Origin of the sequence: Herpetosiphon sp., from assembly GCF_003512625.1 — a bacterium.
In the GTDB taxonomy this organism is placed as follows: domain Bacteria; phylum Chloroflexota; class Chloroflexia; order Chloroflexales; family Herpetosiphonaceae; genus Herpetosiphon; species Herpetosiphon aurantiacus.
The window spans coordinates 1-19221 of sequence record NZ_DOPT01000090.1; the positions used below are offsets into that span (position 1 = coordinate 1).

Below are 19221 nucleotides of genomic sequence, written 5' to 3' on the forward strand. Positions count from 1 at the left end.
CCGAGGAAGAGGGGATTAAAACAAACGGTGATTCAGTCCCAATGACAACAATATTAATTTCAATCAACGCCCCGAGGAAGCGGGGATTAAAACCATCTCTGGCGTGCCACAGGCGGCGAGCAGAACGAGCATATTTCAATCAACGCCCCGAAGAAGCGGGGATTAAAACAAATGAACGCTCGGCAGTTTAGAAAATGCACGAGAAAATTTCAATCAACGCCCCGAGGAAGGGTATCGTATAAAGATAGTTTTCGAGACGTTCGGATTCCGTGATTAGGTTTAGGCTTCACACTCAATCAATCAGCTGCCAGATTTGGCCCCAGGTTGCGGGAATTGTCAGCTGTAATTGGCCATGCTGCACCTTGATTTCCCCGCCATTCAAGCGATCTTCAAGCAGTGAGCCTTCACCAAATGGCACAACAAATCGAATTGTTTGGGCGGTTGGGGCGGCATTCAATGCGACCACAATTGTTTGCTGCTTAGTCCAACGCACAAACACAAGCTGTTCAGCCTGTACATATATTTGGGCATATTCGCCATAACGTAAGGCAGCATATTCGTGGCGTAGCTGGCTCAATTGGCGAATCGCTGCCAGTAAATCTGGTTGTTGGGCCTGAATTTGGTCGGGTTGAGGCAAGGCTGGTCGCAAGGCTTGGTCGCTGGTGGCGGTTTTCTGGCCGAGCAAGCCCCATTCGCTGCCATAGTACAGCGCAGGCATTCCTGGCATGGTGTAAAGCAATAGATGTAAAGGGTAGAGATGGGCTGGATTGTGCAAGGTGCTGGCGATTCGATCGACATCATGATTATCAACAAAGTTATACAACGGCATAGCCCGATAGATACCACCAGCGCCAAATTGACGATTGAGACTGTAAGCAATTTCAAAATAGTTGCGATCATTCAGGCTGGAATACAGGCCTTTGTAGGCTTCATAGTTGGTCACGCTATCGAGCATCGTTGGGTTGGCCCATTGGCGATAATCGCCATGCACCACTTCGCCAATCAATAGAAAATCACTGCGCAGGCTTTTGCAATGAGCTGCCAGCGCCGCCAAAAAATCATGATCGATCTGATCCGCAGCATCAAGCCGTAAGCCATCGATGCCAAATTGTGCAATCCATTGGCTGACTGCTTGGAAAAGATGTTCGCGCACTGCCGGATTGTGTAAATTCAATTTGACTAAATCGTAGTGCCCATGCCAACCTTGATAGCTAAACTGATCGCCATATGGGCTGTGTTGATTGAAATCCAAGCCCGCAAACCAATCGCTATAGCTCGAAGCCTGCCCATGGCTTTGTACATCGCGGAAGGCCCAAAAATCGCGGCCAACATGGTTAAACACGCCATCGAGTAACACACGAATGCCCGCCGCGTGGAATGCTGCAATCAACTGTTGTAAATCGTTGTTGCTACCTAGCCGCCGATCAACCGTGAAATAATCAATTGTGTCGTAGCCATGAGCTGTCGATTCAAACACTGGCCCAAGGTAGAGCAAGTTGCTGCCTAAATGTTGTAAGTGCTCAATCCATGTGTGCAATTGCTTGAGCCGCGCAATCGGTTCGCTGGTTTGATCATTGCGAATTGGTGCGCCGCAAAGCCCTAAGGGATAAATTTGATAACATTGTACGTCGTTGGCCCATGGATGCATAACTTCTCCTGTATACCAATCGGTATAGTGTGATGGCTAAAAAAATTTAGGAATAAATGCCATATGAAAATTGCTGAACTGCTTGGTGAATGATGTGCGGCGTTGCCTGAATTGCGCCACTGAGCCATAACCCAATGTAGGTGTTGATTGTGCCTAGCAAGGTAGCGGCATAGACCCGTTGACGACCGCGTATATTGCCATGAAAGCTGCTGGCTCGGACAAAAAAGCTTTCGAGCAAGGCTTGTTGTTGGGCCGCAGCGACCGCCACAATTTGAAAAGCCTCATTATCGGGCAGGCTAAACCACATTGCCAATTGCATACGATACAGCAGCGGTTCTGCTTGCGCAAAATCGAAATACAGCTGAAAAATGGCTGCCAAACTGGCTGGAACATCGTTGGCATGGGTTGTGGCATTGGCAAGCTGATCGATTAATGGCTGAAGCCGCTCGTTGATTAATGCCTCTAATACGCCACGTTTGCTGCCAAAGTAGTGGTAAAGCGTGGGCTTGGTAACGCCAGCGTGCTCAACAATTTCTTGCACGCCAATTGCGTCGTAGCCACGTTGGGCAAATAATTGTAAGGCCTGTTCTAACAGCGTAGCCCGATTATCCATGGTAACCTTTCTCTATACCGATGAGTATAGAGAGAAATGATCTACTTGTCAAGTAATCGGTTTAAGCATGGATTGCTAAGGCAGGCCGTGTGGTTTATCGTGTTGGTTCTATGAGTAGAAATTAGGAGGGTATTGTGGTACGGATTCCAACCTTGGCTGGCCTGATTCGCCGTCGTTTACTCCTCAATTTTCGCGCTGATCCAGAGGTTGTTCAAGCCTTATTACCAGCACCATTTAAACCGCAACTTTATCGCGGCTGGGCGATTGTGGGCATTTGTTTAATTCGCTTAGAACAGCTGCGTCCGCTTGGCTTGCCAAGCGGGTTCGGCTTGCGAAGCGAAAACGCTGCCCATCGTTTTGCCGTAAATTGGCAGGCGGTTGATGGCTCATTGCACCAAGGAGTGTATGTACCACGCCGCGATTCATCATCGCTTTTAAATAATTTAGCAGGTGGACGGTTGGTTGCTGGCGAGCAGCATCATGCGCATTTTGTGGTTGACGATAATGGCTACACTGTTCAATTACGAATGCGTTCGGGCGATGATCAGGCCTCAATTGAGGTTGTCGGTACAACCTGTGAAAGCTTACCGCGCGATTCGATTTTCGATCTTGCTGCCGCCTCAAGCTTTTTTGAGCATGGAGCGTTGGGCTATACTGCAACCAAACATGGGCAACGCTTTGATGGATTAACCCTCAATGTTCAGCATTGGCATGTCCGTCCATTTGCAGTTGATCAGTTTGATTCGAGCTATTTTCGCAATCAACAAAACTTTCCTGTTGGCAGCATTGAATTTGATCATGGCTTAATTATGCGTGATGTTCAACATACATGGCAAAGCGTTGCCTCATTATCGGTAGCTTGATTTTGGCTTGGTCATCAGTTTGAAACGATCGCCGTGCTATAATCGAGCCGATTATCCTACCTGTTGCTGCGTGCATCAGCAGGCCAAGAGGGTTAATGTCTATGATTTATCAAGCCAAGGATAGCCGCTACACCAGCATGCGCTACAATCGCAGTGGCAAAAGTGGCCTGAAATTATCAGCAGTTTCATTAGGGTTATGGCACAATTTTGGTGGCGTTGATGTCTATGAGAATGGGCGGTCGATGGTGCTGCATGCCTTTGATCATGGCATTACTCACTTCGACCTCGCCAATAACTATGGCCCGCCGCCAGGCTCTGCCGAAGAAAATTTTGGCCGGATGCTCCAGCATGATCTTAAACCCTACCGTGATGAATTGGTGATTTCGACCAAGGCTGGCTACTATATGTGGGCTGGCCCGTATGGCGATTGGGGTTCGCGTAAGTATCTGGTTTCCAGCCTTGATCAAAGCTTAAAGCGCATGGGCTTGGAGTACGTTGATATTTTCTATCATCATCGCCCCGACCCCGAAACGCCGCTCGAAGAAACCATGCAAGCCCTCGATCAGATTGTACGTAGTGGTAAGGCGCTCTATGTGGGGCTTTCCAATTATTCTGCTGAGCAAACTGCCGCCGCGAGCGCGATTCTGCGCCAACTTGGCACACCATGTTTGATCCACCAACCATCCTACAATATGTTCAATCGCTGGGTTGAGGGTGGTTTGTTGGCAACCTTGGCCGAGCAAGGCATTGGCTGTATTGCTTTTTCGCCGCTGGCCCAAGGCCTGTTAACTGATCGCTATTTGCAAGGCATTCCAGGCGATTCGCGTGCCGCCAAATCGCATGGCTTTCTCAAGCCTGCCCATATTACCGATAGTGCTTTAGCTAAAGTTGCTCAGTTGAATGATTTGGCGCAAGCTCGCGACCAAACTTTAGCCCAAATGGCCTTGGCTTGGGTGTTGCGCCACCCAACTATGACCTCAGTGTTAATCGGAGCTAGCCGTATTTCGCAGATCGACGATGCCATTACAGCCCTCAACAATTTGACATTTAGTGATGAAGAACTTGCTACGATTGAAACCGTTCTAAGCGAGTGATTTTCCTTGGGAATATGTCCCTCACCCGCCGAGCGAGGCGAGGGAGAACCACGAAACCAAAAGCCCCTCGCCCACCGCAGTGGGAGAGGGGTTGGGGTGAGGGAACGTTAAAACCCGCCCTTATCGAACGAAGGTTATTCAGCTTGCCATAAGGCCGGAACAGCCTCAGGAGTCCAAGTTGATAACGAGGTATGTGCTTGTAAACAGCGATAGATGCGCCCGTTGTAGCTGACCCGATCGCCCACTTTGTAGGCTCGCATATTGCCATCCCACGCTGCAACGCCGTTTGGGGTTGCCGTGGCAGGTTGTGGGGTGGCGGTGGCTGGGCGTGGGGTGGCGGTGGCTGGGCGTGGGGTGGCGGTGGCTGGGCGCGGGGTCGCAGTTGCTGGACGTGGCGTTGCGGTGGCGGGTCGTGGCGTTGCCGTCGCAGGGCGTGGGGTTGCAGTTGCAGGGCGTGGGGTTGCGGTTGGGCTGGTGCTGCTGCGGCTTGGCGACCAATAATTGCCCGACATCAATAGCAAACATTGCAGCGTTACGGTATCTTCGAAATAATCTTGGTGATTACTGCGCACCGCATCGTAAACTCGATTGAGCCATTGCTGGCTGGCTGGCACGGTCATGGCTGCAACCCCAAATGGCGCTGCAAAGAAGGTGCTGAAATAGCCACTATCGGGCAAGGCCGTACCATTCAAGCTATAGCCAGCCCGAATATTGCTTGCTGTCCCACCAGTGGCTTGCTCGATCCAACGCGAGATTTTTTGAGCTTGACGTAATGAAGCAGCGTCGCCAAAAATCACGGCATCGGCTCCCAAGCGCCATGGCACACGACCCGAGTTATAGTAATAATTGCCATCGTTTTCGCTTTCCAAGAAGTTGGCAGGCGATGGCTTAGGCGTTGTGTTGGCTTGCACCACAAAATCGGGCATCAAGCCAGTATTGGGGCTATATTGGGCTTGAATGCTATCAACCACACCTTGGGTTTTGCTCAGCACCGTATCCCAAGTGGCATTGCCAGTAAAGGCTCGGTAATCGCGGAAGTGGCTGGGCATAAAATCTGAGGGCCGTGGCGTATATTGGCTATGCGGGCTACCATTCGGCGAAACCCAATCGCCCAACATGGGCAAGCGGCTATTTGGCCCAATGGTCGATGATAAAACCCCATCCAAAACCGTGTTTGCCGCGCTGGCATAATTGATTCGACCAGTGCTACCCCATTGAGCATCGGCCAAAATCAGGCCATAAGCGATATCAGCATCGCCATCGAAAGCACTATCATTGCCCGAGCCATCGCTAGGAATGCGCCAACCCATCAGGCGCGAATCGATATTGCTGGGATTGGTGCGCGAAAACTCCCATAAACCATCAAAAATTGTTTGAGCTTCGGGATCATAGCCCGCCATTAAGGCCATAATCACCATGCCATAACCTTGGCCTTCGGAAACGGTTACGTTGGGCGCACTGCTGCCAAAACTAATCCGATAGTAGGGGTTGCCAGCACTGCTCGTGCCAGCGCGAACCACATAGCGGCTTTTCCAAACATCATAAAATGCCTTAACATCGCTATCAAGTTGGGCTTGGCTGCGATGATTGGGCTTGATCGTGCCGCTGGCATATTGGGTATGTTGGGGAAACGGGCGACGTGGCGTGGCGGCAGCATATGATGATTTACTGGCGAATAACGGCACAATCACCGCGCAGATCGCCAAAATCAAAATAGCTCGTTGAATTAAGCGTGAGCCAAAAAAAGAGCGTGGTTGTTCAGCCATCTATAAAGTCCTCCAAGTTGCTGGAAAGTTATTCCAATGAACTTAGTAACGAATCTAGCATACAGCAAGCGCTAAAGTCAAGAGATTTATTAAAATTTCTTTATGATTCTCATTTATTTGCTAGTGAGGCTGCGTGTTTAATCAACCTTCTGATGGATGAGTTGCTCAATAATCGGGCCTATACTAGCGCTAGATCAGTCTGATAAGGAGCGATTAGCGTGTTAAAAGGCAACTTAGTTACTCTGCGATCGATCGAGCGTGAAGATAGCAAAATCTTGCATGAGCTCGAAAAAAATGTTGAATTGGTGTTGCTTGGTGATGGTACCTGGTCGCCAACATCGTTGGCGAGCATCGAAAAGCGCTTCGAGAAACACCTTGAGAATCCTGAAAAGTCGTGGTTTATCATCGAAGTTGAGGGGGTGGTGATTGGCACGATTGGGTTGCACCATCAAGATCGGGTCGCCCAATGCAGCGAATTTGGGATTGGTATTTATCATCCCGATTATGTGGGCAAAGGTTATGGCAGCGATGCGATTCAAGTGTTATTAGGCTGGGCTTTCAGAATTCAAAATTATCGACGAATTTGGCTCACCACTGGCAGCAATAATCCCCGTGCGGTTGCAGCCTATGAAAAGTGTGGTTTTATCCACGAAGGACGGTTGCGTCAGCATTTTTACAATAATGGCGAATATGTCGATGTGATTCAAATGGGCATGCTGCGCTCAGAGTGGGAAGCGAAGCGCCCAGAGCATAAAGCATAGAACCATAAAGGTTAGGGATCAAAGGCGTATTAGGCTATGGAATAGGATTAATCACTCGAAGACCAATCCCATTCCATGGCCTAGTGCCAATAGCCTATCGCCTAATGCGTTCGCGCCACAAAAGTTAACACAACGCTGCTAATTATGATCTTGCAATGCAACAATCGCTGCCGTACCATACGTCATAGCAACGTCAGCAATCAAAGCTCCGTCATCATTATTACAATATCAATCGGAATGTGCATTGCCGAAAGGATCGGGCTATGGAATGTTTTGAGTGTGGTGAAACAATTAATCCCAATTTACGCTATTGTTTACATTGTGGGGTCTCGCTTGAGGCTATGTATGCAGCACCACCAACCATGCCCGCCGATAAATTGCCACCCTTGCCATTATTTATGCAAGCAGCGCCGCAGCCAGTAACCGTCGCGGCAGCGCGAGTGCAGCCCATCAGCCAGCCTGAAATGAATTACCAATTGCCCGTGATTGAGCAATTACGCGCCAATATCAAAGACCCCAACTTTTTGATGCAAGTTATTTATTTTTTGGTAATTGGCTTTTGGAGCAGCCAAATGTGGTTGGTCGCAACCTGGGTTTGCGCCTTGCTCGGCTTGAATATCACCCAACCAATGCTCAATTATTTGCCAACGATTACATTTTTGAGCCTGCCCCATACCGATGGCCTCGTGACTAGCCTGCGCAAAGAATTGCCACGCGGTCTCTGTTTGCTCTATGGCATTTGTGTTGGCTGGTATCTGAGCATGCTTTGGATGCAGGTTATCTGGCTAGCCACGGTTAGCGTTGTTGGCTTGCCTTTAGCCCAAAAAATGGGTCGCTTGTTGCCGAGCGTTATGTGGCTCAAGCCGCTGCCCAAACTAGATTAAACGATTCGATCGCCAGATCGTGTTAACCACCTCGAGCACGCTTCGCTCACGCGGAAAGCTAATTTGCTCTAGTGCATCGGGTAACAAAAACCACTGGGCATCGTCGATTTCCGAAAGCTGTGGCTTGAGACAGCCGCCAGTACAGCGAAACAGAAAAAACTCGACCCATTTATGCACAAAATGGCTCTCAACCCGAAACCAATATTGAATTGCCGAAAGCGAGCAAACGATTTCGCCGCGTAAGCCAGTTTCTTCGTTTATTTCACGGCGGGCTGCTTGGGCAAAGGTTTCGCGACCTTCACGATGGCCTTTTGGCAAACCCCAGCGTGTACTGTTATGGGTCGCAATCAGCACTACCTCAGGCACTTCATCCATCCAGCGATAGCAAACACCACCGGCTGAATAAGCAATACGACTTTTGCGAATCTGGCTCATTCATGCCTCCATCAGGTATCAAGATGCGAGCCGACCTAGGGCCGCCCGCATCTGGCGTTCAGCAAGCGTAATGCTGCTGAACAAGTATTCGATTTTGCTTGCTTCATCATATCATGAGACTGAGCGATCTTCGGCAAGCAAGCTCAAATTCTGCTTGATACCTAGCGATTTAGCGGGCTGAACGCCGTTTGAAGAAATAGGCCAAGCCTGCCAATGCCAACGCCGCCAATGCACTCTTTTTATGTCGAACCATGGTAATTCTCCTTATAATTAGTAATTCCTAAGCAGCAACTAAGCAGGATATATGCCATGTTTTTGTTACAATGGTAAGCAGTCTTTGTTACTGGAGAACAACCATGGCCCGTGATCGTTTGTTAGCTGGTGGCGCGATTTGGACGCTCGACCCAACGGTGGGTGTGGCTGAAGCAATCGCTTTGCGCGATGGTAAGGTATTGGCAGTTGGCAACAATGCCGAGGTTCGGGCAGCCATCAGCGCCGATTATGATTATATTGATTTAGCGGGGCGCAGCGTTATTCCTGGCATTTGCGATGCGCATATTCACTTGCTTTGGAGCGCATTGCTGGCCGATCAGATTGATCTGCAAGAGGTTGCTTCGTTTGAGCAGGCATTAGAAATTATTCGCCGCCACGCTGAACGCTTGCCCGCCGATGCTTGGGTGCTTGGCTCAGGCTGGGATCATAGCTTGTGGCAACGTGATTGGCCCACCGCCAGCGAGCTTGATCAGGTAACTGGTGGCCGCCCAGCTTTCATCACGCGCAAAGATTTGCACTCAGCTTGGGTCAATAATGTTGCCCTCCAACGTGCCAATATCAGCAAATTTAGCAGTGACCCCGATGGTGGTAGCATAGGCCGTGATAGCGCAGGCGAACCCAACGGTATGCTGTTTGAAAATGGTCAATTAGCAGTCAAAGCTTGCATTCCAGAGCCAAGCAATGCCCAAAAAGAGGCCAGCATTCAAACCTTCATCAAACGCATGCATCGGCGGGGTATCACCAGTTTGCATGTGCCCGAAGGCCCAGATTGCTTTGCAGCGGTGCAGGCACTTTATGGGCGGGGCGCACTCGAAATGCGCATTTTGCACCATTTACGCATGGATTTGCTTGATCATGCAGTGGCAATGGGACTCAAATCGGGCTTGGGCGATGCATGGCTGCGCTTTGGCAATTTGAAAATATTTAGCGATGGTTCGCTTGGCTCGGCTACTGCGCACATGCTCACACCATTTGATAATCTACCAGCCAATGCCCCGCATCCCTATGGCATTCCGATGTTGGATCGCGAAGATCTGTTTGCGACGATTGATCGGGCGATTGCCAATGATATTAGCGTGATTGTGCATGCTATCGGTGATGCTGCCAATCGCACGGTGCTCGATGCAATTGAGGCGGCCATCAAGGCCAATCCTGAAACCTTGCGACCCAGCCTTGACACTGGCCCGGTGGCGGCGCGAATTCCCAACCGCATTGAGCATGCCCAAGTTTTACACCCTGATGATATTCGACGCTTCGGCCAGCTTGGGGTGATTGCCTCGATGCAGCCAATTCATGCCACCAGCGATATTACCTTGGCTGATCGCTTGTGGGGCCAGCGTTCGCAATATGCCTATGCTTGGCGTAGTTTGCAGGCCAGCGGCGCGATTTTGGCCTTTGGCTCCGATGCGCCCGTTGAATCGTGGGACCCATGGGCTGGCTTGCAGGCAGCAGTCACCCGTCAACGCCCTGATGCCACGCCAGCAGGCGGGTGGTATCCTGAACAATGCTTGAGTTTAAACGAGGCACTGTGGGCCTACACGGTTGGCCCAGCAATTACCTCCGGTGAGCAAGCGTTTAAAGGTAGTTTGAGCGTGGGTAAACTCGCCGATTTGGTAATTCTTGATCAAGATTTAGCCCAAGTTGCCAACGATCAAGTAGCCAAGGTTCAAGTTGCCCAAACGATCATTGAGGGACAAACGGTATGGGAAGGTTAATCGGCATTTTCAGTTTAATCGTGATCTTGGTGGGCTGCACGGAACAACCAGCCGCGCCAGCGAGCAACCAAATAACGACAGCACCAACCATGATCCAAGCTAGCCCTGCGGTAGCACCATTGGAATCAACCAGCACGCCCAGCACAACCGAGCCAGTTTCATTGACCTTCACCACCTATCGCGATCCACGCGGAGTATTTGCGATCGATGTGCCCAGCAATTGGCGCACCGAATCGCTCAAAAATGGCATTGGAATCAGCAGTTTTGCCTATAATGCCAGCGTCGTAGTGACAATTTCGTTTAGTTGGCAGGCCGAACAACTTGATTCAACCAAAGCGGCAGAAATCGTCGAAATGGTTAAATCGCAGACTTTCGCCACCTATCTGACTCGCGATGTGCAATTGAATAGCGCCAGCGAAGGCGCGACCTACCGCCTTGAGGGTACAGCCAGTTTGAATGCCCAGCCGATGTATGTGCGCTTTGAACTGAGCCAAACCACAGGCGGCAGCATCATGTTGCAATCGTGGCTTGTGCCCCAAGATTTATGGCCCGATGTCGAAACGACGTTTTACACCCCAATGCAGCGCAGCCTCAGCATCGATGATGAAGCGGCAGCGGCCTTGGCTCAGGAATAAGGGATCGGCATGAGCAAAATCTGGACTATTGCCCGCCATGAATATTTAACCCATCTGCGCCGTCCGGGCTTTTTGATCTCGACCTTTGGCATGCCGCTGATGCTAGTTGGCTTGTTTGTGGTTGTTGTGATTGTGTTGTTGATCTCATCGCAGGTCAAGGCGATTGGCTATGTTGATCAAAGTGGCTTAACCAGTGGATTACAATCCGAAGTTGCGTGGGAGAGCAGTTTGGGCACAGTCCAAATTCGTCAATATGCCAGCTTAGATGCGGCGAAGGCTGCCTTACAAGCCGAAACAATTGATGCGGTGTTTGTTGTGCCCGCCGATTTTCTTAGCAGTGCGACAATTGAAGGCTATGCCCTTGAAGCCTTGCCCCAGCTTGCCGAAAGCCAATTTAGCGGTTTTTTACGGGCAGTTTTGGCTGCGCAGTTGCTCGATGAGCCAGATGTGGTATTTCAGCCGATTCGCAAGCTTGATAGCATTGTGCTTGATGCGCCGCCCGAAGAGGCTCGCCGTTCGGGTTTATCGATTGCTGTGCCAATTTTCTTTGGCATTTTGCTGCTTGGTTCGACCTTCGGCAGTGGCTCATACCTGATGATGGCCTTGATCGAAGAAAAAGAGCAGCGGATTATGGAGATTTTGGCTAGCTCGCTCTCGACCTATCAAATTATGACTGGCAAAATTCTGGGCTTGGGCGCGTTGGCCTTGACCCAGTTGAGCATCTGGGCCAGCGGTGGCTTGGTATTATTGGGCTTTGCCGCAGCTCAATTTGATTTAATCGGCGAGCAAGGTATCAGCATTGGCGTGATTGTGCTGGGGTTTATGTTGTTTTTTCCCAGTTACTTTATTATTGCTGCCACGCTCAGCGCCATCGGGGCAGCCGTAACCAGTGCCCAACAAGGCCAGCAACTGACCGGGATTGTAACCCTGTTATGTACGATGCCACTGTGGTTTATTGCCGTGTTGAGCAATAATCCCAACGGCGCGTTGGCGCTTGGCTTTAATCTATTTCCTTATACCGCTCCCGTAACGTTGCTACAACGGGTGATGAGCGGCAGCGTGCCAGTCTGGCAGCAAATCGCCACGGTGGTTTGGCTGTGGATTGCTGCTGGCTTGATCACTCGTTTTGCGGGGCGGATTGTCCGAATTGGCTTGTTGCGCTATCGTCAAAGTTTGCGCTTACGCGATTTGTTGCAGCTTGGCAAACTTTAAAGGGTAGCGGCAAGCTGCAAGGCGGCATACGGCGTTGGGGCGGTGCGAACCATGCCCAAATCGATGCGCTGGCGAACTAAGGTTGTAGCCAAATCAGGGCTGATGCCACTCAAAATCACCGAACTGCCCAATAAACGAATCGCGCTGGCAAGGCGCAGCAATTGTTGGGCAGTTTGGGCATTGACGTTACTGAGGCTGGTAATATCCAAAATAATCGCATTAGCGCGGCGCTGATTAACTGCCGCCAAAATTCGATCAGTCAATTGGGCCGCCCGTTGATCATCAACATAGCCAATGATTGGCGCTAGCAAGACTTGCTCGGCAACCTCAACAATCGGCGTTTCCAAGGCGGCGACGGTTGCCAACAAGCGTTGTTGCTCCTCGGATTGGGTCTGCAAGCTGCTGGCGCGATCTTCGGCCTCTTGGGCGTAACGTTGCGCCATGCCGCGCTCAGTTTGAGCCAAATCAAGCGCCTCGGTATTGGCCTGTTGGGTTTGTTCCAAAATCAAACGCCCCAACCACAAGCAACCAGCAATAAAGGCATAGCAAATCGCATAATCAACTTTAAGATAGGGCGTATCGCTATCGGCCCGCAACCATGTCACGACAATTGCCACCAGAGCTGTGACGATTGTGGTACGCGAATCGGTGACCACAAAAGCCACTGCCATCGGAGCCAACAACACTGGTGAGAAGTAAATATCTTTGGCAGGATCGATCAGCAATAACACAGTGATTGCAGTTGCCACCACCACGCTGGCAATTGGCACCCAAGGCCAATTTCGCCAAGCCCCAAAGGCCAAGCCGAGCGTCAAAATTGGCAAAATGCCAAGGCCGATTAACACTTCAGGTGCACCATCATTGAATGCTAAGAAGAGTAAGCCCAAAATACTCATGACCGATTCAAATAGCAACAAGCTTAACAAGGCGAAACGTTGACTCAGACGCATGATGGCGGTTCCTTTATCGTGTGCAGGGCGATGCCTTGTCTATTCTAACAGGATTGCAAGCGTTCTCAGGGTGATTTTTCAGCCCCCGCAAGGTGAACATTGCTATACCTGTGGGTTGGGATAGGCGGTAAGCCAAATATCTGCCCCGATTTGCTCACTACTGCGTACTTGCCAAAGCTGCGCTTCGCTCATACGGGCAATGCCAACTCCAGCAACCGGACTTGGCGCAACTCCTCCAATAATCTTGGGTGCGATTACGACCTGAACTTTTTGAACCGCCTGCGCCGCCAAAAATGCCGCTATCGTTTCGCCACCGCCCTCAACCATTAACGAGCTTATGCCCCGTTGACCAAGCTCGTTCAACAAGGCCGGAATTGAAACCCGACCCTCAAGATTGCTCGGCAACTCAAGAATTTCAGCATTGTTGAGGCTCGCTCGCCATGCAGCACTAGCGGCGGCAGTTGTGGCAATAATCGTTGAGCCAGGCACAGCATCTGCCAACATCGCCGCGCTGGCGGGCATGCGCCCACGCGCATCGAGCACAACACGCACGGGGTGTTGCACTGGCCGCCAATGTTGCTCAAGCCGCGTGGTTAATAAGGGGTCGTCGGCCAATACCGTGTTGATACCCACCAAAATTGCATCAGTTTGGTCGCGCAGTTCATGAACTTTTTGGCGCGAAGCTGGCCCGCTAATCCAACGGGCATCGCCAGTGCGGGTAGCAATTTTGCCATCAAGACTCATAGCATATTTGACCGTCACAAAGGGCTGTTTGGTGACAATCCAATGGCGAAAGGCCTCAGTCTGGCCAATTGCCGCCGCTTCATATTCAGGAGCAAAGCCAACTCGAATGCCTGCCGCTTGCAAAACTGTCGCCGCATCGTGCTCGAAACGCGGGTTGGGATCACGCGAGGCAATGATCACCTCGGCAATTCCAGCGGCAATAATCGCATCGGTACAAGGCGGGGTGCGCCCCCAAATCGTGCAAGGCTCCAAGGTGACATATAAACTTGCACCACGAGCTTGTTCGCCAGCCTCGCGCAAGGCCATCACCTCAGCATGGGCTTGGCCTGCTGGCTGAGTATGGCCGCGCCCAACAATTTGGCCCGCCTGTACCACCACCGCGCCCACCGCCGGATTCGGACTAGTACGACCAAGCGCCAGCGCAGCTTGTTCAAGCGCTGCCTGCATAACATTCAGATTCATCAGCCTGCTCATTTCAATCAGCGATTCAGCCGTATAATACAGGCGGTCTGGTGATTGCGCCAAAAAGCTTCCATGAGACCGATTTCAAACATTGCAGTAATTCATGTCAAAGGAGACCGCATGACGACTGTGGAGCAACATTTTCCTGCTGATTTTATGTGGGGCACAGCCACCTCATCGTACCAAATTGAAGGCGCGGTGCATGAAGATGGCCGAGGCGAATCAATTTGGGATCGATTTAGCCATACGCCAGGCAAGACCAAATTTGGCCAAACTGGCGATATTGCCTGCGATCACTATCATCGTTACCCTGAAGATTTAGATTTAATGCGTGAGTTAGGCTTGGGCAGCTATCGTTTTTCGCTTGCTTGGCCACGACTTTTCCCCGAAGGCAAGGGCAAAATCAACCAAGCTGGGCTAGATTTTTACAAACGGATTATCGAGGGCTTGCACCAGCGGCATCTCACGCCGATGGCCACACTGTATCACTGGGATTTGCCCCAAGCCTTACAAGACAAGGGCGGCTGGATGAATCGTGATACAGCTTTGCGTTTTGCTGAATATGCCGAGGCCATGTATCGCCAATTAGGCGAGAGTGTACCATTTTGGATCACCCATAACGAGCCTTGGGTTGCAGCATTTGTTGGGCACTTCCAAGGTCGTCACGCCCCAGGCATCAAAGATTTGCCAAGCGCAGTCAAAGCCTCGCACCATCTGCTGTATTCGCATGGCTTGGCAACCCAATTGTTCCGCGAAAGCAAGTTAGCGGGCCAAATTGGCATCACACTGAATTTAACCCCAGCCTACCCAACCCACGACACCCCCGACGATCATGCAGCAGCTTGGCGCAACGATGGCTATGGCAATCGCTGGTTTCTCGACCCCATTTTCCGTGGTAGCTATCCAGCTGATACGGTTGAGTGGTTCCAACAACACCATCAAATTGAAATGGATTATGTGCAGACTGGCGATTTGGCCGTCATTCAACAACCGATTGATTTCTTAGGCATCAACTATTATTTCCCGAATCGGATTTCGGCTGCCGATGAAAGCAAATTTTTGGCACTCGTTAATAGCCCGGCAATTGGCGAAACCAGTTTTCGTGGCTGGGAAGTTGTGCCAGCGGCATTTGCTGATTTATTGAAGCGGGTGCAGCGCGATTATGGCAATACGCCAATTTATATCACCGAAAATGGTAGTGCCTTCGCCGACCTCAAACGGGCCGCAGATGGTTCAGTCAACGACGGCGATCGCATGAGCTATTTGCACACCCATTTGGAAGCAGTGGCCGATGCGATTGCGGCTGGTGTGCCAGTCAAAGGCTACTATGCTTGGTCGATGCTCGATAACTACGAATGGGCCGAAGGCTACGATGAGCGCTTTGGCATTATCGAAGTCGATTTTGCCACCCAAAAGCGCACGCCCAAACGAACAGCCCGTTGGTATCAGCAAATTGTGGCCAATAACGGCTTGCCAAGCTTGCCCGCCGACGTGCAAGCGCTAGCCGAACGCTACCGTAATTGCCCAATTGGCCCACAAGATTAAGCTTAGGATCGATTGAATCCCTTACCCCCAGCCCCTCTCCCGCAGGCGAGGGGGAACTGCTCAGGGAATACGCCCCTCGCCCGCCGCAGTGGGCGAGGGGTCGGGGTGAGGGCATAGCAATAACCAAAATCAGCCATACTTGGGCATAAATCGCAACGATATTGGTTGGTAGCAAGCCTAAAATTGTTAAAATATCTATATTGCTAGCTAGCCTATTTGCTGCTATATTAGAATAATCTTTTAGCAGGTTTACACTTCGGGGATTCTTCAAAAAACATCACTCGTTGCACGGATCGAACTGGGTTGCTTGGTCCAAGGCAGCGCATGGTGTTTGGTAAATCAGCCATGAATTCTACGTCGTCCATGGTCTGATGGATAGGAAACACTATGCGAGCACGTGTTCGTCGTCGAGTTACGTGGATCATCACACTCTCTGCATTGCTGCCATTGCTTAGTGTTTGGATATTAGTTTTATATATCAGTTATCGCGCCGAGGAGCAATCGGCTGAGCGCCAACAAGTGGCCTTAACTGATTTGGCTGCCGAAGATTTTCGCCGATTTTTATTCAATACCACGATTGAACTGCAAGATGTTGCCGAGAATATTGCCCGTGAAACTGATCCGCAAACAATTACGGCTCAACAACTATCAACATTAGGGCTATTTCGTTCAAGTTTTGCCGAGGTAGCGATTTATAGCGCTGATGGTCAGCGTCAGGTTGCTAGCTCGCGCTTTGGTGATCCGACCTTGCCAATGTCCTTAACTGGCGCACAGTTGTTGGCAGATCTTAGTACGCGTCGCGTTTCATTCGCCGACCCACCCTCATTTACTGGCACCATTTCACGCAAATTAGCACCGCAAGAGATTCCACGCTTTCGGGTTGCGACCCAACTGCTTAGCTCAAACAATCAAGCACTCTTTTTGGTAGCCGATGTCAGCATGCAACGGATTTGGACGAGCACGACCCGAATTGAAACCGCTGCTGAAATGCGCGTGTTAATTCTGACTGAGCAAGGCGATCTGATTAGCGCCGCCAAAATTGAATCGTTGCTAGAACACCCTGAGATGCGCGGAATACCGTTGCTTGGTTCTGAAGCAACCGTCGCAACTTATGAGAGTGTCTTTGGTGAAGAAGTTTTAGGCGTGCGCACCTCAATCGAGCCTGTCGATTGGATTTTAGTGGTTGAACGACCGCTAGAAGTGATTTATGGCAATGTTGGGCGCTTAGCCGTCAGTTTGCTGATGATTATTTTTATTGCAACCCCCATTGTGATTGGCGTTGGTTGGTATGTTGGGCGGCGGATCGCTGGCCCAATTCAAACCTTGTATGCAGGCGTAACCCGATTTAGCGAAAACCCCAACAATTTCGAGCCAGTGTTGCTTGATACCCGCGATGAACTGGCCAGCCTCGCTGGGGCTTTCAATACCATGGCTAGCGGCCTGAATGCCTCACAAAAGCGGTTGGCTAACCTCAACGAAGAGCTTGAGGCCCAAGTTGTTGGTCGTACCAGCGAATTACACAATGCCTTGGCCGAGGTTCAAGCCCAAAATCTCGCCCAAGAACGCTTGCTTGATACGGTGCGCCGCCTGAGCATGCCCAGCATTCCGATCACCAAACATATGGTGGTGATGCCCTTGGTCGGCGAATTTAGCGCTGATCGCGCCAATGATATTAGCACTACCTTGTTACTGACGATTGAGCAAGAACGCGCCAAAATTGTGATTTTGGATATTACTGGGGTTCCAGTGGTTGATAATATCGTGGCGCGGGCGATTCTTGATGCGGCTCAGGCTGCTCGCTTGTTGGGTGCGCAAGTCATTTTGGCAGGCATTCGTCCAGACATGGCCGAAACCTTGGTTAACTTGCACATCAATTTAGGTATGATCGAAAGCGCTGCTACCTTGGAACAAGCCTTCAAACGGGGCATGGAATATTTGCGGGTTAATCGACTTTCCTAAAACCACAAACGGCTCAATTGAGCCGCTTGTAGAAGAGAAAGAGTGTGTGTGAGGAGGAAGGATTTGTTTGTAGTATCCAATTACGAACTTACGAACATATTAACGATTATGGGCTGGGCTAGTCCTATTGTTTGGTTAGGCCCAGCATCACGAAACCCGTAACTATTCAAAACGGCCCAACCACTAGTTTGGTTGGGCCGTTTGGTTGGGCTTGAGCTTAATTTAGTTGAACACAAGCGTTGCGATAAAGGCGAGATAGGTGATGCCTGCTAGGCCGCCAAGTAAGCTAGCTAGGCTGGTAGCCCCAACGCTGCGTAAAAAGATAAAGCCTGCAATCAAGACCCAAACTAGGGTATGACCCCAGCGCAAAATTAAATAGCGAATGCTGGTGGTATCGCCTGGCACTTTATCACTTGGCCAGACATACACGAAGATTGCCGCAATCACTAAAGCCAACATCGACCAAACCACCGAGGGAATGCCTAAAAATCGGGTGTTCACTAGGACTCCTTCACACTAAGGCTGCTCAGGTTGATTGACAAACGAGCCACACTAGAGCTTTTGCCAAAAAACTGAGTCTTCATCAATTGGCTGCATGGTTACTTCTGCGCCAATTGATTCAAGATAATCATGCACGGCGTTATAGCATTCTTCGAAGGTTGCATAATCATCAACAATCACATAGCCACCTTGAGAAACTTTGGGATACAAGGCTTCTAAGGCATCGTAGGTTGAATCATATAAGTCGCCATCAAGCCGTAAAAGCGCCAAATTGTCGATGGGAGCTTGATGCAGAGTATGGCAAAACCAGCCCTTGAGAAACTTAACTTGGTCGTCAAGCAGGCCGTATTGCTCGAAATGTTGGCGTACATCTTCGTAAGATGTGCCCTTCCAAAGTAGATCGAGGATATCTTGGATGGGCTTGGGCGGCGGGCCATGTTGCTCTTGAGGCAAGCCAGGCGATTCAGTTTCGCCGAGTAGGCCTTCTTCTTCGTTTTTAGGGAAGCCTTGAAACGAATCGGCGACCCAAACTGTGCGATCGTTGCAATTGTAGGCTTTGAGAATGCCACGCATAAAGATCGTCGCCCCGCCGCGCCAAACTCCGGTTTCGATCAAATCGCCTGGAATTTGTTTTTCGAGAATATCGGTGACCAAGCTTTGAATATTGTTAAGCCGATGCATGCTGAGCATGGTATGGGCTTGGCTGGGCCACTCATGGCCGTTAAGCCGTTTTTCACGGTCAAAGGTGCTGTAGGGGCCAGTGTAGGGCGCGTTGATGCTAAATGGCTCATACACAATATTGCGTAATGGCTGGTCTTCATAAACCAAGCCCATAATACAGCGCTTCAGTAGATCAAGATAAAGCTGGGCTGCTTCGTTCGCCATTGGTTGATAATCTCCCTTGCAAAATGGTTGATTGGATTAGAATGAGTAATGCTCCTCTCCCGCTAGTCTCTCTTCGTTCAAGGGTAGGTTTTTGCCAATCATGGGTGCTCACCACCCTTCCGTCCCGCCTCAAGGCGGGAAACACAGGGGGCTTTAATCCCCCTGCACCCCCTCAAGGGCATATAGTGGTGGACAAATCATCCACCGATGAACCAGCGTATTTGTGGTTCGCAGCGGAAACCTACCTTTTTTTGTGTGCCAAATTGGTTAATAGCT

18 protein-coding genes are annotated in these 19221 nt (G+C 50.5%); 10 read left to right on the forward strand and 8 right to left on the reverse strand.

Going from position 1 to position 19221, the window contains the following annotated elements; translation table 11 throughout:
• A partial coding sequence (locus DEF47_RS19435) for a hypothetical protein (RefSeq protein ID WP_287045306.1) occupies positions 1-191 on the forward strand: 191 nt, incomplete at its 5' end.
• Between the two features lie 101 nt (positions 192-292).
• On the opposite strand, the gene DEF47_RS19440 is transcribed toward DEF47_RS19435, so the two are convergent.
• Together DEF47_RS19440 and DEF47_RS19445 are read right to left on the reverse strand one after the other, a co-directional pair.
• Positions 293-1648, reverse strand: a complete 1356-nt coding sequence (locus DEF47_RS19440) for an alpha-amylase family glycosyl hydrolase (protein ID WP_012189978.1) — start codon at positions 1646-1648, stop codon at positions 293-295.
• A 46-nt stretch (positions 1649-1694) separates the two neighbouring features.
• Complete coding sequence (locus tag DEF47_RS19445) at positions 1695-2261, reverse strand: TetR/AcrR family transcriptional regulator (protein ID WP_012189977.1); 567 nt, start codon at positions 2259-2261, stop codon at positions 1695-1697.
• 134 nt (positions 2262-2395) lie between these two features.
• Here DEF47_RS19445 and DEF47_RS19450 point away from each other — a divergent pair, with 134 nt between their 5' ends.
• Complete coding sequence (locus tag DEF47_RS19450; protein ID WP_012189976.1) at positions 2396-3124, forward strand: DUF2071 domain-containing protein; 729 nt, start codon at positions 2396-2398, stop codon at positions 3122-3124.
• Positions 3125-3225: 101 nt separating this feature from the next.
• Positions 3226-4218: an L-glyceraldehyde 3-phosphate reductase gene (gene mgrA / locus DEF47_RS19455; protein ID WP_012189975.1), complete on the forward strand. Its 993-nt coding sequence runs from the start codon at positions 3226-3228 to the stop codon at positions 4216-4218.
• A 134-nt stretch (positions 4219-4352) separates the two neighbouring features.
• Here mgrA and DEF47_RS19460 read toward each other — a convergent pair whose 3' ends face one another.
• A complete protein-coding gene (locus DEF47_RS19460) occupies positions 4353-5984 on the reverse strand; it encodes a glycosyl hydrolase family 8 (protein ID WP_012189974.1) in 1632 nt (543 codons plus the stop codon).
• Positions 5985-6202: 218 nt separating this feature from the next.
• Between DEF47_RS19460 and DEF47_RS19465 the strand changes: the two genes are divergently transcribed.
• Together DEF47_RS19465 and DEF47_RS19470 are read left to right on the forward strand one after the other, a co-directional pair.
• Positions 6203-6745, forward strand: a complete 543-nt coding sequence (locus tag DEF47_RS19465) for a GNAT family N-acetyltransferase (RefSeq protein WP_012189973.1) — start codon at positions 6203-6205, stop codon at positions 6743-6745.
• 263 nt (positions 6746-7008) lie between these two features.
• Positions 7009-7629: a hypothetical protein gene (locus DEF47_RS19470; protein WP_012189972.1), complete on the forward strand. Its 621-nt coding sequence runs from the start codon at positions 7009-7011 to the stop codon at positions 7627-7629.
• Here DEF47_RS19470 and DEF47_RS19475 read toward each other — a convergent pair.
• Complete coding sequence (locus DEF47_RS19475) at positions 7621-8064, reverse strand: NUDIX hydrolase (RefSeq protein ID WP_012189971.1); 444 nt, start codon at positions 8062-8064, stop codon at positions 7621-7623. The two genes, DEF47_RS19470 and DEF47_RS19475, sit on opposite strands and share 9 nt — an antisense overlap.
• A 356-nt stretch (positions 8065-8420) precedes the next feature.
• On the opposite strand from DEF47_RS19475, the gene DEF47_RS19480 reads away from it, so the two are divergent.
• The 3 genes from DEF47_RS19480 to DEF47_RS19490 are packed head-to-tail and all read left to right on the forward strand — an operon-like array spanning position 8421 to position 11899.
• Complete coding sequence (locus DEF47_RS19480; protein ID WP_012189970.1) at positions 8421-10052, forward strand: amidohydrolase; 1632 nt, start codon at positions 8421-8423, stop codon at positions 10050-10052.
• Positions 10040-10687 (forward strand): hypothetical protein, encoded by a 648-nt coding sequence (locus DEF47_RS19485; protein ID WP_012189969.1) that lies wholly within the window; start codon positions 10040-10042, stop codon positions 10685-10687. The genes DEF47_RS19480 and DEF47_RS19485 overlap by 13 nt, the downstream gene beginning before the upstream one ends.
• 9 nt (positions 10688-10696) lie before the next feature.
• On the forward strand, positions 10697-11899 hold the full coding sequence (locus tag DEF47_RS19490; protein ID WP_012189968.1) for an ABC transporter permease: 1203 nt from the start codon (positions 10697-10699) through the stop codon (positions 11897-11899).
• On the opposite strand, the gene DEF47_RS19495 is transcribed toward DEF47_RS19490, so the two are convergent.
• Together DEF47_RS19495 and ribD are read right to left on the reverse strand one after the other, a co-directional pair.
• Entirely contained in the window at positions 11896-12849 is a 954-nt protein-coding gene (locus tag DEF47_RS19495) for an STAS domain-containing protein (RefSeq protein WP_012189967.1), read from the reverse strand. The two genes, DEF47_RS19490 and DEF47_RS19495, sit on opposite strands and share 4 nt — an antisense overlap.
• A 102-nt stretch (positions 12850-12951) precedes the next feature.
• Positions 12952-14055 carry a bifunctional diaminohydroxyphosphoribosylaminopyrimidine deaminase/5-amino-6-(5-phosphoribosylamino)uracil reductase RibD gene (ribD, locus tag DEF47_RS19500; protein ID WP_041304472.1) on the reverse strand — a complete coding sequence of 368 codons (1104 nt, stop codon included), beginning with the start codon at positions 14053-14055 and terminating at the stop codon, positions 12952-12954.
• Positions 14056-14175: 120 nt separating this feature from the next.
• Between ribD and DEF47_RS19505 the strand changes: the two genes are divergently transcribed.
• Entirely contained in the window at positions 14176-15600 is a 1425-nt protein-coding gene (locus DEF47_RS19505) for a GH1 family beta-glucosidase (RefSeq protein ID WP_012189965.1), read from the forward strand.
• A gap of 387 nt (positions 15601-15987) precedes the next feature.
• Positions 15988-17559, forward strand: a complete 1572-nt coding sequence (locus DEF47_RS19510) for an STAS domain-containing protein (protein WP_012189964.1) — start codon at positions 15988-15990, stop codon at positions 17557-17559.
• Positions 17560-17781: 222 nt separating this feature from the next.
• Here the strand turns inward: DEF47_RS19510 and DEF47_RS19515 are convergent, their stop codons facing one another.
• Positions 17782-18060 (reverse strand): hypothetical protein, encoded by a 279-nt coding sequence (locus DEF47_RS19515; protein ID WP_012189963.1) that lies wholly within the window; start codon positions 18058-18060, stop codon positions 17782-17784.
• A 51-nt stretch (positions 18061-18111) separates the two neighbouring features.
• Entirely contained in the window at positions 18112-18945 is an 834-nt protein-coding gene (locus tag DEF47_RS19520) for a TylF/MycF family methyltransferase (protein WP_012189962.1), read from the reverse strand.
• Between the last annotated feature and the right edge of the window lie 276 nt (positions 18946-19221).